Origin of the sequence: Salinicola sp. 4072 (assembly GCF_036663415.1) — a bacterium.
GTDB classification, from domain to species: Bacteria; Pseudomonadota; Gammaproteobacteria; order Pseudomonadales; family Halomonadaceae; genus Salinicola; species Salinicola salarius_A.
On sequence record NZ_JAXOVV010000008.1, the window covers coordinates 117822 to 134248 of the forward strand.

Below are 16427 nucleotides of genomic sequence, written 5' to 3' on the forward strand. Positions count from 1 at the left end.
CGACGAGCGCTCACGCTTCGCGGGTCTGTGTCGACTCTATGTGCCGCGGTCGCAGCCGACGGTGGAGCCGGTCGAGATAGAGATAGACCACCGGCGTGGTATAGAGCGTGAGGATCTGGCTGACGATCAGCCCGCCGATGATGGTGATGCCCAGTGGCGCCCGCAGGCCGGCGTTCTCGTCGGTGCCGAGCAGCAGCGGCAGCGCGCCGAGCAGTGCCGCCAGCGTGGTCATCATGATCGGCCGGAAACGCACCAGCGCGGCATGGCGAATCGCGTCCTGCGGCGTCATGCCCTGGTCGCGCTCGCAGACGACCGCGAAGTCGACCAGCATGATCGCGTTCTTCTTGACCACGCCGATCAGCAGGATGATGCCGATCAACGCGATCAGAGTGAAGGGCGTGTCCAGCGCCATCAGCGCTAGTAGCGCACCCACCCCGGCGGAAGGCAGCGTCGACAGAATCGTCAGCGGATGAATATAGCTCTCGTAGAGAATTCCCAGCACCAGATAGACCGTGACCAGCGCGGCCAGGATCAGCCACGGCATCGCCTCGATACCGCTCTGGAAGGTGCCGGCGCTGCCCTCGAAATCGACCTGGACGTCGGTAGGAAGGTGAAGCGCGTCGACGGCCTGGCGAATACGTGTCGTGGCGTCGCCCAGCGAAATGCCATCTTCCAGATTGAACGAGATCGTCGAGGCGGCGAACTGTCCCTGATGATTGACGCTGACTGGCGTCGTGCTGCGCTCCACGTGGCTGAACGCCGAGATCGGGATCATCTCGCCGTCGGTCCCGCTGACGTAGAGATCGCCGATCGCGTCCGGCGCCTGGCGATAGGGCGCAGCCACCTCCATCACCACGTAGCGCTGCTCGTCGGCATCAAAGAGGCTCACAACCTTGCTCTGGGCGAAGGCGTTGCCCAGCGCGGTATCGATGGTGCGCATGTCGACGCCGAGACGCGAGGCGGTCTCCCGGTCGACGACCAGCTTGGCAGCCAGGCCTTCGCCACGGCTGTCGCTGTCGATGCCGGTAATGCCGTCGACCTGCTGCATCGCCTGCCGGACCTTGCCGGCCCAGTCGCCGAGCAGATCGAGATCGTCGCTCTTGAGCGTGATCTCGTACTGTGACGCGCTGCTGGAACGGCCGCCGATGCGAATGTCCTGCAGCGGAAACATGAACGTGCTGACCCCGGTCAGGCCCTGAAGACTTGCTGTCAGGCGATTGCCGATGGCCTGCGTCGAGCCCTGACGCTCGGCTTTCAGAGTGATGAAAAGCGTTGCCGAGGAGCCGCCACGTCCCGGGCCGCCGCTGCCCATGAAGCCCAGCACGCTCTCCACCGCCGGGTCGGCCTGCAGCCGCTCGCGAACCTGGCCGAGCTTGTCCGAGACGGCCTCGAACGACAGCGCCTGGTCGCCGCGCATGGTGCCGAGCAGGCGGCCGGTATCCTGGTCGGGGATAAAACCCTTGTCGACGACGGTATACAGGTAGCCGTTGAGGACGATCACGGCGACCAGCGAGAGCAGCGTCAGCCGGCGATGCTTGAGAGCGACATCCAGCGACCTGGCGTAGCCGCGCACGAACGCATTGCCGGTCGCGGTCAGGGCTCTCTCCCATCCGGGTTGGCGCTGACGCTCGGGATGCGGCTTGAGCCAGCGCGCGCAGAGCATCGGTGTCAGCGTCAGCGACACCAGCAGCGAGACGCCGATGGCCAGCGACAAGGTCACCGCGAACTCGTGGAACATCCGGCCGATGAAGCCGCCGAGCAGCAGCAGCGGAATGAACACCGCCACCAGCGAGACGCTCATCGCTGTCACCGTGAAGCCCACCTCCCTGGCGCCCAGCAGCGCGGCCTGGAAAGGCTTCACCCCCTGCTCGATATGCCGCGCAATGTTCTCGACCACGACGATGGCATCGTCGACCAGAAAGCCGATCGACACGATCAGTGCCATCAGCGACAGCGTATCGAGGGAGAAGCCGAAGGCCCACATCATGGCGAAGGTGCCGACCAGCGACACCGGAATCGCGACGCTGGGAATGATGGTGGCGCGAGCGTTGCGCAGGAACACGAACACCACTAGCACCACCAGGACCACCGCCAGCAGAAGCGTCAGCTGGGTTTCATGCAGCGAGGCCTGGATGCCAGGCGCGCGGTCGAGCTGCACGCTGAGATTGATGTTCTGCGGCAGCAGGCTGCGGATTTCGTCCATTCGCTCCCTGACGCCGGCGATGGTGTCGATGATGTTGGCCCCGCTGGCGCTGCTGATCACCAGCAGCACGGCGGGCAGATCGTTCTGGAAGCCGACGTTGTAGCGGTCTTCCACGCCATCGGTGATGGTGGCCACGTCGCCCAGGCGCATCTGCGAGCCGTCGTCGCGGGCGATCACGATCTGGCTGTAGTCGCTCGCTTTCAGCAACTGGGAGTCGGTCTGCACTTCCCAGCGATGTTCGACGGTCTGCACGAAGCCGGTGGGAGATTGGGTCGTCGCTGCCCTCAGCGCGCCGGCCACCGCGTCGAGCGTGATGCCGGCATGGTTGAGCTTGCGCGGATCGAGTGAGACGCGTACTGCCGGTGACGAGCTGCCGCCGACGTTGACGTCGCCGACCCCCGGCACCTGAGCGATGGGCGGCGCGATCTTGCTGTCGGCGAGACGATAGAGCTCGCTGGTGGGCAGCGAGTCGGAGGTCAGCGAGAGGATCATCACCGGCGCCGACGCCGGGTTGAGTTTGCGATACTGGGGCCGGCTGGTCATGGCGCTGGGCAGCAGCGGCTGGGCGTCGTTGATCGCGGCCTGGACTTCCTGCGCCGCGACGTTGATGTCCTTATCGAGATCGAACTGGATGATCACGCTGGTGGAGCTATCCGAACTCGACGAGGTCATCTGGGTGATACCGGGGATGCGGCCCAGCGAACGCTCCAGCGGTGTTGCCACCGTCGAGGCCATGGTTTCCGGATTGGCGCCGCTCAGGCTCGCCGATACCAGGATGGTCGGGAACGACACGTTGGGCAGCGGGGCCACCGGAAGGCGCTCGTAGGCGAGCGAGCCCAGCAGTACGATGGCCAATGCCAGCAGAATCGTTGCCACCGGCCGACGAACGAAAGGTGACGACAGACTCACGATGTGACCTCGATGCCGCTCTCGTTTTCAGCGTGCCGCCAGCGCGAAGCGAGACGGTCGAAGAACAGGTAAATCACCGGTGTGGTGAACAGTGTCAGCAACTGGCTGAACAACAGCCCGCCGACCATGGTGATGCCCAGCGGCTGACGAAGCTCGGCACCGTAGCCGCTGGCGAACATGAGCGGTAGCGCGCCGAGCAGTGCCGCGCAGGTGGTCATCATGATCGGCCGGAAACGCAGCAGCGCGGCGGTGTGAATCGCCTTCTCCGCCGACATGCCGCGCTCGCGCTGCGCCTCCAGCGCGAAGTCGATCATCATGATGGCGTTCTTCTTGACGATGCCGATCAGCAGGATGATGCCGATGATTGCTACCAGCCCCAGCGAGTAGCCGCTGATCTGGAGCGCCAGCAGGGCGCCGATGGCGGCGGAGGGCAGCGTCGACAGGATCGTCAGCGGGTGGATATAGCTCTCGTAGAGAATCCCCAGCACGATGTACATGGTGACGATGGCGGCCAGGATCAGCCACAGGGTATCGCTGGTGGACTGGGTATAGGCCAGCGCTGAACCGCGGTAGTCCAGCGAGGTCTGGCCGCTCAGCGTCTGGGCCGCCGCCTGGTCGACCGCCTCGAAGGCGTCCGACAGCGAGTAGCCGTCGGCGACGGCGAACGACATCAATACCGAGGGGAACTGGTTCTGACGCTGCAACGAGAGCGGCGTGGTGCGCTCGGCCAGGGTCACCAGTGTCGATAGCGGTATCAGCTCATCGTCGTCGTTGGTGACGTAGAGGCGTGATAGCGCTTGCGGACCTTCGCTGTCGGTCGTGTTGGCGGCGAGCACGACGCGATACTGGCTGGCCTGGGTGAAGATGGTCGAGATCAGGCGCTGGCCGAAGGCGTCGTAGAGCGCATCGTCGATATCGGCGACGCTGATGCCGAGCTGGCCGGCACGAGCGCGGTCGATGATGACCTCGAGCTTGCGCCCGGCGTTCTGGACATCGCTGCTGACGTTGGCGATGGCCGGCGATTGTTCCAGCGCCGCGAGCAGTCTGGCGGCATCGTCGTTCAGCACCTCGCGGTCGCCCTGGGTCAGCGCGAACTGATACGGGTAGCGGCTGATGGTGTCTTCCAGCGTCAGATCCTGCACCGGCTGCAGGGCGAGCGACAGGCCGGGGACGTCCTGGCTTTCGCTGCGTAGCCGTGCCAGCACGCTATCCATGTCGTCGCGCTCGTCCAGCGGCTTGAGATTGATCGAGAGGCGCCCGCCGTTGAGCGTAGTGTTGGTGCCGTCGATACCTACGCTGGAGGAGAGGCTTTCGACCGCGGGATCCTGGAGCAGGCGGTCGACCAGCTGTTGCTGGCGCGCCGACATCGCCTCGAACGACGTCGATTGCGTGGCGGTGGTGATGCCGCGAATGACGCCGGTATCCTGCACCGGGAACAGCCCCTTGGGCGTGGCGAGGAACAGCAGGGCGGTGACGCCCAGTGTGGCGACCGCGACCAGCAGCGTCAGCGTCTGGTGACCTAGAATCCAGTCCAGAGCATGCTCGTAGCCCCGTGTCAGGCGGCCGAACAGGCCCTGGCGATTGCGGACCATGGCCTCGTCGTCTGACGCCTCTTCGCCGTTCCCGGCGGCTTCGGGACGATGTTTCAGCCAGCGCGCGCACAGCATCGGCGTCAGCGTCAGCGAGACGAAGGCGGAGATCAGGATCGAGATCGCCAGGGTCAGTGCGAATTCGCGGAACAGCACGCCGACCACGCCACTCATGAACACCAGCGGTATCAGCACTGCCAGCAGCGAGATCGTCAGCGAGAGAATGGTGAAGGCGATCTGTCGGGAGCCTTTGAGCGCCGCCGCCAGCGGCTTCTCGCCCTTCTCGATGTAGCGGGTGATGTTCTCCAGCACCACGATGGCGTCATCGATGACGAAGCCGGTGGCGATGGTCAGTGCCATCAGGGTCAGGTTGTTGAGGCTGAACCCCGCCAGGTACATTGCGCCGAAGGTGCCGACCAGCGACAGCGGCACCGCCAGGCTGGGGATCAGCGTGGCCGGGATGTTGCGCAGAAACAGGAAGGTCACCATCACCACCAGCCCGATGGCGAGGATCAACTCGAACTGCACGTCCTCCACCGCGGCACGAATGGTGGTGGTACGGTCGGTGAGTATGTCGACGTCGACATTGGCCGGCAGGGTGTTCTCCAGCGCCGGCAGGCTCTGCTTGATCGCGTCGGCGACGCCGACCACGTTGGCGCCGGGCTGGCGCAGCACGTCGATGAGGATGGCGCCTTCGCGGTTGGCCCAGGCCGAGAGATAGGCGTTCTCGGCGCCATCCTCGACACTGGCCACGTCCGATAATCGCAGCACCGAGCCGTCGTCGGCCTTGAGAATCAGGTCGCGATAACCGCTCGCCGACAGCAACTGGTCGTTGGCATCGATGCTGTAGGCGCGGTAGGGGCCGTACAGCGTGCCCTTGGCCTGATTGACGTTGGCGGCATCGACGGCACTGCGTACCGCCGCAAGGTCGAGCCCGTAGGCCGCGAGCTGGCGCGAATCGACGGTAATCCGCACGGCCGGCTGGTGGCCGCCGGCCAGCTTGACCTGGCCCACGCCGCTGATCTGGGCGATCTTCTGCGCCATGCGCGTGTCGACCAGATCGTAGACCTGGGTCAGTGGCAGGGTGTCCGAACTGACGGCCAGCGTCATGATCGGCGTGTCCGCCGGGTTGACCTTGCTGTAGCTGGGCGGGCGGGGCAGGTCGTCCGGCAGCAGCGTTTCGGCCTGGCTGAGCGCTGCCTGGACCTCCTGCTCGGCGACGCCCAGATCGGAATCGAGCGAGAACCGCAGCGTGATCAGCGAGGCGCCGCCGGTACTGGTCGAACTCATGTCCTCCAGCCCCGAGATTTCGCCGAGCTCGTCCTCCAGTGGCGAGGTGACGTGAGAAAGCATCACGTCCGGGCCGGCGCCGGGATAGAGCGTGGTGACCTGGATCGTTGGGAATTCCACCTCCGGCAGCGACGAGATCGTCAGCAGCCGATAGGAGAGGGCTCCCGCGATCAGGATCGCCAGCATCACCAGTGACGTGGCGACCGGACGCAAGATGAAAAGACGAGACGGATTCATGACGCGCTGCCGTCACCGCCGGCCTGGTTCGCCACGTCACCGCTGGCCGGGTCCGTAACCTCGTCGCTCGACTCTCCCGGCAGGGCATCGCTGACTACCCGTACCCTGGCGCCTTCCCGCAGGCTGTCGACGCCATCGACGACCACGCGCTCGCCCGGCTCGACGCCGGAGGAGAGGGCGCTCTGCGAGTCCTGCGTGGCGGCCAACGTCACCTCGCGGCGGGTGACGGTATCATCGTCCTCGACCACATAGACGTAGTTGCCGTCCTGGCCGGTCTGTACCGCCGGTTCCGGCACGATCACCTGGTCGCGAAGGATCTGCGAGACCAGGCTGACATCGACGTAGGCATTGGGATAGAGGCCGCCGGCCGGGTTGTCGAAGGTGGCGCGCAGTCGAATCGTGCCCGTGGCGCTGTTGATGTTGCTGTCGATGCTGCTCAGCTGGCCCGAGTAGGTTTCGCCGTCGGTGCCGGTCACGCTAACCGCCGGATGCTCGCCTCCCTCGAGGCGCCCTCGGACCGTGTCGACATAGCGGCTGGGCAGCGAGAAGATCACCGAGATCGGATCGAGCTGGGTGATGGTGACGATCGGATCATCGTCGCCGAGCTGGATGATGTTGCCGGGGTCGACGTTACGAATCCCCACCACGCCGGTAATCGGCGCGACGATATCGGTGTAGTCGAGCTGGACCTGAGCGCTCTGGACGCTGGCTTGGTCGCTGGCGACGGTGCCCTCGTACTGACGTACCAGCTGGCGCTGCTGTTCCAGCTCCTGCTGAGACACATAGTTGGAGCCGATGAGCTTCTCGTAGCGGGCCAGATCCTCGCGGGCGGAGGCTAGCTGGGCCTGGTCCTGGGCGAGCTGGCCCTTGGCCTGATCCAGCTGCGCCTGATAGTCGCGTGGGTCGACCTGCGCAAGCTGCTGCCCTTTCTGGACCGTCTCGCCTTCCTCGAAATCCACCGACAGCAGTTCGCCTTCGACGCGGGGCCGCACGGCGACGCTCTGAAGCGGGCGTACCGTTCCCAGCGCGGTCAGCTCGATCGGCAGATCGCCCCGGCTGGCGGCCACGGCGGAAATGGCAGTCGTCATCGCGCCGCGCCCACCGGCTTGCCCGGCGTTGCCATCGGGTGCTTGCGAGTCTTCGCCTCGGCCGAACACGTAATAGGCAACGGCGGCCACGATGATCACCAGCAACAGCAACCACAGCCAGCGTAGCGGTCGACGATTCTGGGGCGACGAAGAGGAAGAGGGCATAACGGGCAACGGTCCTTGTACTGGCTTTATGACGAACTCACGACAGGGGCGGGGCTAGCGTAAAGACGAACCCAGTGTAACGGAACACTGTTCGAACAATGCGCAATTAGCGCGCAAATCATCTTCGCGGACAAAAATCGTCTATGCGGACAAAAATCATCTCTGTGGAGAAGAATCGTTCCGCGGATCGCGGATAAGAGAGCGAACGTTGCATCAGTCGTTTTCGAAGCGCAACCGCCATGGATGGCGCCGAGGACGGTGCCCGGCCAGGGCAGTGCGGGGCAGGCAGAGAGCGTGGGGAAAGGGCGTCTCAGTGCGGCAATGGCGGTCGGGCGGGCGCGTGTCGCGGGGATGGTTGTCGGTCAGGGGCGCGTCGGCGCCCCGTGATGTCGTCAGGCGCTTTTGGCCGGGGTCTGGCGTGCCGGCGCGCCGTTGGCCACGTAGTAGGGTGCGTCGGAGCGCGGCAGCGGTTCGCGGCCCCGCACACGGTCGGCGAGTTTCTCGGCGATCATGATGGTGGTGGCGTTGAGGTTGCCGGTCACGATCTGCGGCATGATCGAGGCATCGATGACGCGCAGGCTTTCGATGCCGTGGACACGGCCTTCATGATCGACCACCGCATCGTCGCCGGTGCCCATGCGGCAGGTGCCACAGGGGTGGTAGGCGGTCTCGGCGTGCTCGCGCACGAAAGCGTCGAGCTGTTCGTCGGACTGCACGTCCGGCCCCGGCGAGATTTCCCGGCCGCGATAGGCATCCATCGCCGGCTGGTCGATGATCTCGCGGGTCAGGCGAATCGCGGCGCGGAACTCTTCCCAGTCGCGCTGGGTAGACATGTAGTTGAACAGGATGCTGGGCGCACTGCGCGGGTTCCTGTCCCGCAGCTGGACGCGCCCGCGGCTTTCGGAGCGCATCGAGCCGACGTGGGCCTGGAAGCCGTGCGCCTGGACCGCGCTCTTGCCGTTGTAGCTGATCGCGATCGGCAGGAAATGGTACTGGAGATTGGGCCACTCCTCGCTGTCGCCGGTGCGGATGAAGCCGCCGGCCTCGAACTGGTTGCTGGCGCCGACGCCCTTGCCCAGCAACATCCACTCCGCGCCGATCTTCGGCTGGTTGTACCACTTGAGCGCCGGATAGAGCGATACCGGCTCCTTGCACTCGTACTGGATGTACATCTCCAGGTGGTCCTGCAGGTTCTCGCCAACGCCCTTGAGCGGATGCACGACGGGAATGCCCAGCTTCTCCAGCAGCGCCGGATTGCCCACGCCCGATCGCTGAAGAATCTGCGGCGAGGCGATCGCGCCGCCGCACAGCAGCACTTCGCGACGCGCCAGCGCTTGGCGCGGCTGGCTCTTGTGAAGATAGTTCACGCCGATGGCGCGCTGATCCTCGAACAGGATGCGATCGGTCGTGGCGTGGGTGACGATGGTCAGGTTCTCGCGCCGCTTGGCGATATCCAGGTAGCCGCGAGCGGTCGAAGAGCGCCGGCCGTTGGGCGTCGTCGACCGATCCATGGGGCCGAAGCCTTCCTGCTGATAGCCGTTGAGGTCGTCGGTACGCGGATAGCCCGCCTGCACGCCGGCCTCGATGAACGCCTGATAAAGCGGGTTATTGTCTTCCTTGGGCGTGGCAACACTCAGCGGACCGTCGCCGCCGTGATAGTCGTTGGGGCCGATATCGCGGGTTTCCGCCTTGCGGTAATAGGGCAGGCAGTCGCGGTAGGTCCAGTCCTCCAGACTGGGCTGCCTGGCCCAGTTGTCCAGATCCATGGCATTGCCGCGGATATAGCACATGCCGTTGATCAATGACGAGCCACCCAGACCCTTACCGCGACCGCACTCCATGCGACGGTTGTCCATGTGCGGTTCCGGGTCGGTTTCGAACGCCCAGTTGTAGCGCTTGCCCTGCAGCGGGTACGCCAGCGCCGCCGGCATCTGGGTGCGGAAGTCGGCGCGGTAATCCGGCCCGCCGGCTTCCAGCAGCAGCACGCTGACCGCCGGATCCTCGGTCAGGCGTGTGGCGAGCACGTTACCCGCCGAACCGGCACCGATGATGATGTAATCGAATTCCTGAGCCTGTTGCATACACACGCTCCTTCTAGAAAATTAAGCGACGAGCTACGAGCTACGAGCTACGAGCTACGAGCTACGAGCTACGAGCTTCGACTAGCGCCGGCTTTGGGGCGCTGTACAAAGCAGCTTCGAGCGAAGGAATTGCGAACCTCGGACGTTGGCCGATGATTTCCTCCGCGGCTCGCGCCGGTTTTCCGTTTTTGACCTTCAGCTCGCAGCTCATAGCCCGTGGCCCGTCGCTGATGTCAGAACACCGAGGCGAACGGCCCCATCTCGACCTGCACCGACTTCGTCTGGGTATAGTGCGCCAGCGTCTCGATGCCGTTCTCGCGGCCGATGCCGGACTGCTTGTAGCCGCCCACCGGCATCTCGGCGGGGGAGTCGCCCCAGGTGTTGATCCAGCAGATGCCGGCCTCGATCCGGTGGATGACCCGGTGAGCGCGGTTGAGCCCTTCGGTGAACAGGCCGGCCGCCAGGCCGTACTCGGTATCGTTGGCGCGGCGAATCACCTCTTCCTCGTCGTCGAAGGAGAGGATCGCCATGATCGGCCCGAAGATCTCCTCGCGGACGATGCGCATCTCGTCCTGGCAGTCGGTATAGACAGTCGGGGCGACCCAGGCGCCGCCGGCAAAATCGCCATCGGTCATGCGGTTGCCGCCCACCAGCAGGCGAGCGCCGTCCTGCTTGGCGGTCTCCAGGTAGCCGGAGACCTTCTCCAGATGCTCGAAGCTGACCAGTGGGCCGAAGTTGGTCTCCGGATTCAGCGGGTCGCCGGCCTTGATGCGGTTGACGCGCTCGACGATCTTGGCTTCGAACGCTTCCTTGACCGCGCTGTGCACGAATACGCGGGTGCCGTTGGTGCAGACCTGACCACTGGAGTAGAAGTTGGCCATCATGGCGCCGTCGGCGGCACGATCGAGATCGGCATCGTCGAAGACGATCAGCGGCGACTTGCCGCCAAGCTCCATGGTGACTTGCTTCAGCGTGGAGCTGGCCGCAGCGGACATGACCTTCTTGCCGGTGCCCACTTCGCCGGTGAAGGTGATCTTGGCCAGGCCCGGATGCTCGGTGAGCATGGCGCCGACACTACCGTCGCCGTGAACGACGTTGAACACGCCGTCCGGCAGGCCGGCTTCGGTGAAGATTTCCGCCAGTTTCATCGCGGTCAACGGCGTCACTTCGCTCGGCTTGAACACCACCGCGTTGCCCGCGGCCAGGGCCGGGGCGGCTTTCCAGCAGGCGATCTGGATCGGGTAGTTCCACGCGCCGATGGCGCCGATGACGCCCAGCGGCTCGCGGCGGGTGTAGACGAACGAGTCTTCGCGCAGCGGGATCTGCGTTCCCTCGATGCTCGGCGCCAGCCCGGCGAAGTACTCCAGCGCGTCCGCTCCGGTCACGATGTCGACGCTGGCCGTCTCGCTGATCGGCTTGCCGGTGTTCAACGTCTCCAGCTCGGCCAGCTCGTCGTTGCGCTCACGCAGCAGGGCGACCGCCTTGTGCAGGATTCGCGCACGCTCCATTCCGGTCATCGCCGCCCACTGGCGCTGGGCGCGCTGGGCGCTGTCGATCGCCTTATCGACATCGGCCGCCGTTGCCTGCTGGACGCTGGCAATGATCTCGCCATTCGCCGGATTGACGGCGTCGAAGGTTTCGTTGCCACTGGCCGGCGTGTGGCGACCGTCGATGTAAAGTGTCTGCGTTTCGAGTCGTGCCATGATGACTCTCCCTTCGGATGGCGAATGAAATAGCGTTGCTGAGGGGCGCCGCTTCAAGCGTAGTCGTTGGCGCGCGTCCGGGTGTGCCTTGCGGCGTCGAGCTGCACCCGAACGTAGTCGTAGGCCAGTTGACGGGCGCGCTCCACGTTGAGTCCTTCCTGCGCCAGGGCGCCGCGCAGCCACAGGCCGTCGATCAGCGCCGCCAGGCCTCGTGCGGCATCTCTCGCTTCCTGCTTGGGCAGCACGCGTCGGAACTGGCAGCTCAGGTTGGAGTAGAGCCGGCGATCGTTGACGCGCTGCAGCCGCTGAAGCGGGCGGTGATGCATGCTGCTGGCCCAGAACGCCAGCCAGGTCTTCATGACCGAGCGGCTGGTCTGGCTGCGATCGAAGTTGCCGTCGATGATGGCGCGCAGATGGGCTTCCGGGGGCGCATTGCCCAGCGCCGTGCGGCGCTCCAGCACCGCCGTGCCCAGATCGCTCAGCACGTGGCGCATGGTGGCTTCCAGCAGCCCGTCCTTGCCGGCGAAGTAGTGGCTGATGATGCCGGTAGAGACGCCCGCGCGCTTGGCGATGCGCGCGATGGTGGCGTCGGCCAGCCCTAGCTCGTCGATTGCTTCCAGCGTTGCCTGAATCAATTGTCGGCGACGAATGGGCTGCATACCCAGTTTCGGCACGGCGCTCCTCCTGAATCGGGGCTGAGGGGATGAAAGTCTGCGAGTCGCCCGCTTCAGGCGTCGTCCGAAGGCGGCTCGAACAGGGCGCTGAACAACCTAGCGCCCATCCATTCCGCGCTCATCAACTTCGCTTTCATCCTCAGCGAGCCACCATTATGGGAATTTTTTATTGAACGGTCAATCAATAAAAACTAGTGTATTGTGCCATCGAATGAAAAATTCGGCATTCGATAAGCAGTAATTATTGATAACCTACAAGACGATCAGGGAGTGCAAGCATGAAATACTCGACCATCCTCTGGACCCTGGCCGGCGCCGGCCTGGCGGCAGTACCGATGGCGCAGGCACAGGCGCAGGAACCCGAAAGCTGCCAGACGGTCCGCTTTGCCGAGGTGGGCTGGACCGATATTCAGGCAACCACTGCACTGGCCAGCGTCGTGCTCGAAGGGCTCGGCTATGAAGCGACTTCCGATACCGTCTCCGTGCCAGTGGCCTATGCGGGCATGAAGAACGGCGACTTCGACGTCTTCCTGGGTAACTGGATGCCGTCGATGAAGTCGATCAGCGATCCCTACATCGAGAAAGGTCAGGTCGATCGCCCCCGCCCGAATCTCGAAGGGGCCAAGTACACCCTGGCCGTACCGCAATACATCATCGACGCTGGCGTGACCTCGGTCGCCGACCTGGACGAGCATGCGGACCAGTTCGGCCACAAGCTGTTCGGCATCGAAGCGGGCAACGACGGCAACCTGATCATCCAGCAGATGATCGATGACGATGCGTTCGGCCTGGGCGACTGGGAGCTGGTCGACTCCAGCGAAGCCGGCATGCTGGCCGAGGTCAAGGCGCGCACCCAGAGCGAGGACTGGATGGTATTCCTGGGCTGGGCTCCGCACCCGATGAACACCAACTTCGACATCGGCTACCTGTCCGGCGCGGACGACTACTTCGGCCCGGATTACGGCGGGGCGACCGTCTACACCAATACCCGTGCCGGCTACATCGATGAGTGCGGCAACGTTGGCCAGTTCCTCCAGAATCTGAGCTTCACGCTGGATATGGAGAACGAGGTGATGGGCAGCATCATGGACGACGGCGAAGACGAGAAAGACGCCGCTCGCGCCTGGCTCAAGGCCCATCCCGAAACGCTGGATGGATGGCTCGAAGGCGTGAAGACGGCCGACGGCGAACCGGGCTTGCCGGCAGTCAAGCAGGCGCTGGATATCTGACGACGCCGGGGGCGGCGCGAAAGGAGAGGTGACGCAGAAATTCGCCTCGATTTTCACTGCGGGCTTGTCCTTCGGCGAGCTCGCAGGTATAGTCCGCCCCCGTTGTCACTCGGCAACGTCTGCAGTATGCAAGTGACATCGTTGGCTACGTAGCTCAGCTGGTTAGAGCACATCACTCATAATGATGGGGTCCCCTGTTCGAATCAGGGCGTAGCCACCACCTGCCTTCCCTGACTCGCTTTCCTGGCTTGCGCCAAGACCGTCTTGTCGACTGCATGTCGAGAAGCGCCATTCCAGATTTTTCGTTCTGCGTTCCTCTGTCTCAGGCTGCCTCAGGCTTCCAGTAGCTGGCCGAGTCGGCGCATGAACTCGGCACCTTGCTCGAGCTGATCTTCGCTGATGAATTCATCCGGCTGATGGGCTTGGGCGATGCTTCCCGGTCCGCAGATGATGGCCTCGAGTCCTGCCCGCTGAAACTGACCGGCTTCGGTGGCATAAGCGACCGCTTCCGCTTCGCGCTCTCCCAGAAGCTGCGCGCACAGCGCAATGGCCGTTCGGTTGTCGCTGCCGGCGAGCCCCGGCACGGTATGGGTCAGGGGCGTGGTTTCGATGGCAAAGCGGGGGTCGCGGGCCTTGAGCTTGCTTTCCAATCGTCGGCTGTAAGTCATGAAGCGCTCAAAGACTGCCTCGAAGCCCTCTTCGGGAAGGTGCCGGATTTCCCACTCGAAAGCACACTCGCGGGCCATGATGTTGATTGCGGTGCCGCCATGGATGCGTCCCACATGAAGGCTTGAATGGGCCACATTGAAGGCCGAGTTGGTTCGACCTTCGCGTACGAGTTCCGTCATGATTTCCTCGATCCGTGTCACCAGTCGTGCGGCAACATGGATCGCCGAAATACCCTGGTCCACCTGGCTCGAGTGAGACTCGACGCCATGCACGACCGTTTTCAGCGAGGTAATCCCTTTCTGCTGGGTCACCGGCTGCATCAATGTCGGCTCGCCGACCACCACGACCGCCGGGCGGGGAAGCTCGCCAGCCAGGCGCTCGATCATGCGTGGGGCGCCCAGGCAGCCGATCTCTTCGTCATAGGAGAATGCCAGCCAGATCGGTTTCTTGAGCTTTTGCTCGACCCAGTGCGGCACCTGTGCCAGTGCGCAGGCGATAAAGCCCTTCATGTCGCAGCTGCCGCGTCCATAGAGCTTGTCGTCATGGGCGGTCAGCGTGAATGGATCGGTGGTCCAGGGCTGGCCGTCGACCGGCACTACATCGGTATGGCCGGAGAGCGCCACCCCACCTTCGACCGCCGGCCCGATCCTGGCGATCAGGTTCGATTTGCTGCCGTCATCGTTCTCGACACGCCAGCTCTCGACGCCGTATTCGGCGAGATGCGCTTCGATGAATTCGATCAGTGCAAGATTGGAGTGTCGCGATACGGTATCGAAGCCGACCAGTTTGGCGAGCATATCGGCGGCGTTATGGGGCGTCATGGACATCATGAATCCTCGTTGTCATTTGTCTCGTTGTCATGAGTTCCGCTGTCGTTGTCGCCGGGCGAGCGGTTACGTCCGGCCAGCGCCGTCAGTTCGGCCATGTAGCGTTCGGCGGCCTCCATGTGGTCGAACATCAAGCGGCCGGCCCGCTCGGCATCGCATTCACGGAAGGCTTCGATCAGTTCCAGATGATAGTCATGACCGTGATAATTGATATCGACCCCAGTCAGAGCTGGATCGAGATGCTGTGCGGCAACCACCTTGAGCAGCAACCCATTCAGGAATTCGACCAGAAAGCGAAGCAACGGGTTAGGCGACGCTGCGGCGAGCAGGTTGTGGAAGTTCAACTCATCTTTTCGTTCCGATACGCCACGTCCATCGCGCCGGTCACTGCAGCAACGCCCGGCGGTGGCGCTTAAGCGCTCCAGAGCGGCCGCGTCGAGCAGTGGTGTCACCTCGCGTGCCAGAGCCGGTTCCAGCAGCTTGCGCAGCGCGTAGATGTCCGGCACCGACAGGTCACGGCTGAAGCAGAAATTCCACAGCAACTCGTTGGCGGTGGCGGCGCTCACTTCGGTGACACTGGCACCACCGCCCGGGCCGCTTTTGACTCGGACCAGGCCTTGGGTCTCGAGCGACTTCAATGCCTCGCGCAGTGTCCACTTGCTGGTCGAAAGGCGAGCGCTCAGGGCGGATTCGCTTTCCAGCCTGGCGCCGGGCGGCAGCTCGCCGGAGAGAATCCGTTCGCGTAGCCCGTCGGCGATCTGGTCCGAACGTTTACGGCTCACGCCGGCCCCCAGCCGATCGCCACCGCAAATGCCAGAATCAGCCAACTGAGCAGGAAGACCTTGACCAGCAATGGGAAGAAGAAGCGCACCCAGCGGTCATATGGCACGCGGGCAATGGCCAACATGGCCAATGTTCCACCGGAGGTCGGTACCACCATATTGGTCAGGCCATCACCGACCTGGAACGCCAGAATCGCGGTTTGCCGGGTCATCCCGATCAAGTCGGACAGAGGAATCATGATCGGCATGGTGGCCATGGCCTGGCCGCTGCCCGAGGGAATGAAAACGTTGATGACCGAATGCACCAGGGTCATGGCGAGCGTTGATGCCAGTACCGGCAGATTGGCCAGCGGTTCTGCCAGGCCGTGGACGATGGTATCGCCGATGCTGCCCTGTTCGAGCAGGACCTGCAGCGCCCGGGCCAGGCCCACCAAAAGTGCGCCGGTTGTCACCGATGCCGTGCCCTCGAAGAAGTATCGATTGATGTCGGCAGGCGAAAGCTTGGCCATGGCACCAATGGCGATGGTCATGGCCACGAATACGCCGGAAATTTCGTTGATATACCACCCGTGGGCGAAGACCCCGTAGAGCATGATGGCGAGGCCGACCACGAAGGTGCCAATGACCCGAAGATCCGACGCCGACAGTCGATAGTCGTCGATCGGCTTATCGAGAGAGGCGTCGTGCTCGTCACGCTCGAGCAGCGAGGCACTGGCATCTGCGCGCAGGCGTTTCATGTAGCGGCTGGTGTGATGTGCCAATAGTGCCAGGGCGCCGAGGCATAGCACGCTCCTCAGCCCGGCACCCGAGAACATCGGCAATTGTGCGATCTGGTCGGAGACGCCAACGGTATACCCGGCTTATTCATGAGGCCGGCCCGAAAACGAAGATAGCGGATGGTATTCTCTTGAAAATTCAGTGTGTTCCGCCAAGAATCTGAACCAAGAGAGCCATCCGCTATGGGTGAAAGCCTATCCACCT

At 63.9% G+C, this 16427-nt stretch carries 9 protein-coding genes, 1 tRNA gene and 1 pseudogene; 2 read left to right on the forward strand and 9 right to left on the reverse strand.

Annotated features, from left to right (window positions below; translation table 11 throughout):
* Positions 1-10: 10 nt before the first annotated feature.
* From R3F72_RS08030 to betI, 6 genes are all read right to left on the reverse strand, one after another.
* Entirely contained in the window at positions 11-3112 is a 3102-nt protein-coding gene (locus R3F72_RS08030; RefSeq protein ID WP_303854820.1) for an efflux RND transporter permease subunit, read from the reverse strand.
* A complete protein-coding gene (locus R3F72_RS08035) occupies positions 3109-6228 on the reverse strand; it encodes a multidrug efflux RND transporter permease subunit (RefSeq protein ID WP_332779382.1) in 3120 nt (1039 codons plus the stop codon). The genes R3F72_RS08030 and R3F72_RS08035 overlap by 4 nt, the downstream gene beginning before the upstream one ends.
* Positions 6225-7481, reverse strand: coding sequence for an efflux RND transporter periplasmic adaptor subunit (locus R3F72_RS08040; protein ID WP_087719026.1), 1257 nt, complete (start codon positions 7479-7481; stop codon positions 6225-6227). The genes R3F72_RS08035 and R3F72_RS08040 overlap by 4 nt, the downstream gene beginning before the upstream one ends.
* 392 nt (positions 7482-7873) lie before the next feature.
* Entirely contained in the window at positions 7874-9562 is a 1689-nt protein-coding gene (gene betA / locus R3F72_RS08045; protein ID WP_087719027.1) for a choline dehydrogenase, read from the reverse strand.
* Positions 9563-9795: 233 nt separating this feature from the next.
* Positions 9796-11265, reverse strand: coding sequence for a betaine-aldehyde dehydrogenase (gene betB / locus R3F72_RS08050; protein ID WP_087721043.1), 1470 nt, complete (start codon positions 11263-11265; stop codon positions 9796-9798).
* 53 nt (positions 11266-11318) lie between these two features.
* A complete protein-coding gene (betI, locus tag R3F72_RS08055; protein ID WP_087721044.1) occupies positions 11319-11939 on the reverse strand; it encodes a transcriptional regulator BetI in 621 nt (206 codons plus the stop codon).
* Between the two features lie 278 nt (positions 11940-12217).
* On the opposite strand from betI, the gene R3F72_RS08060 reads away from it, so the two are divergent.
* Both R3F72_RS08060 and R3F72_RS08065 read left to right on the forward strand, forming a co-directional pair.
* Positions 12218-13168 carry a choline ABC transporter substrate-binding protein gene (locus R3F72_RS08060; protein WP_087721045.1) on the forward strand — a complete coding sequence of 317 codons (951 nt, stop codon included), beginning with the start codon at positions 12218-12220 and terminating at the stop codon, positions 13166-13168.
* A 143-nt stretch (positions 13169-13311) separates the two neighbouring features.
* Positions 13312-13388: transfer RNA gene (locus R3F72_RS08065), tRNA-Met, on the forward strand.
* A 112-nt stretch (positions 13389-13500) separates the two neighbouring features.
* On the opposite strand, the gene argE is transcribed toward R3F72_RS08065, so the two are convergent.
* The 3 genes and pseudogenes from argE to R3F72_RS08080 form a co-directional block, all read right to left on the reverse strand.
* The gene (argE, locus tag R3F72_RS08070; protein ID WP_373419442.1) at positions 13501-14664 is read right to left on the reverse strand and encodes an acetylornithine deacetylase; all 1164 of its coding nucleotides are present in this window, start codon (positions 14662-14664) and stop codon (positions 13501-13503) included.
* Positions 14664-15446: a FadR/GntR family transcriptional regulator gene (locus tag R3F72_RS08075; RefSeq protein WP_087721003.1), complete on the reverse strand. Its 783-nt coding sequence runs from the start codon at positions 15444-15446 to the stop codon at positions 14664-14666. Before R3F72_RS08075 ends, argE begins: the two co-directional genes overlap by 1 nt.
* Positions 15443-16288: pseudogene (locus tag R3F72_RS08080) on the reverse strand (TIGR00366 family protein); the annotation flags it as partial. The pseudogene R3F72_RS08080 and the gene R3F72_RS08075, both read right to left, overlap by 4 nt.
* Between the last annotated feature and the right edge of the window lie 139 nt (positions 16289-16427).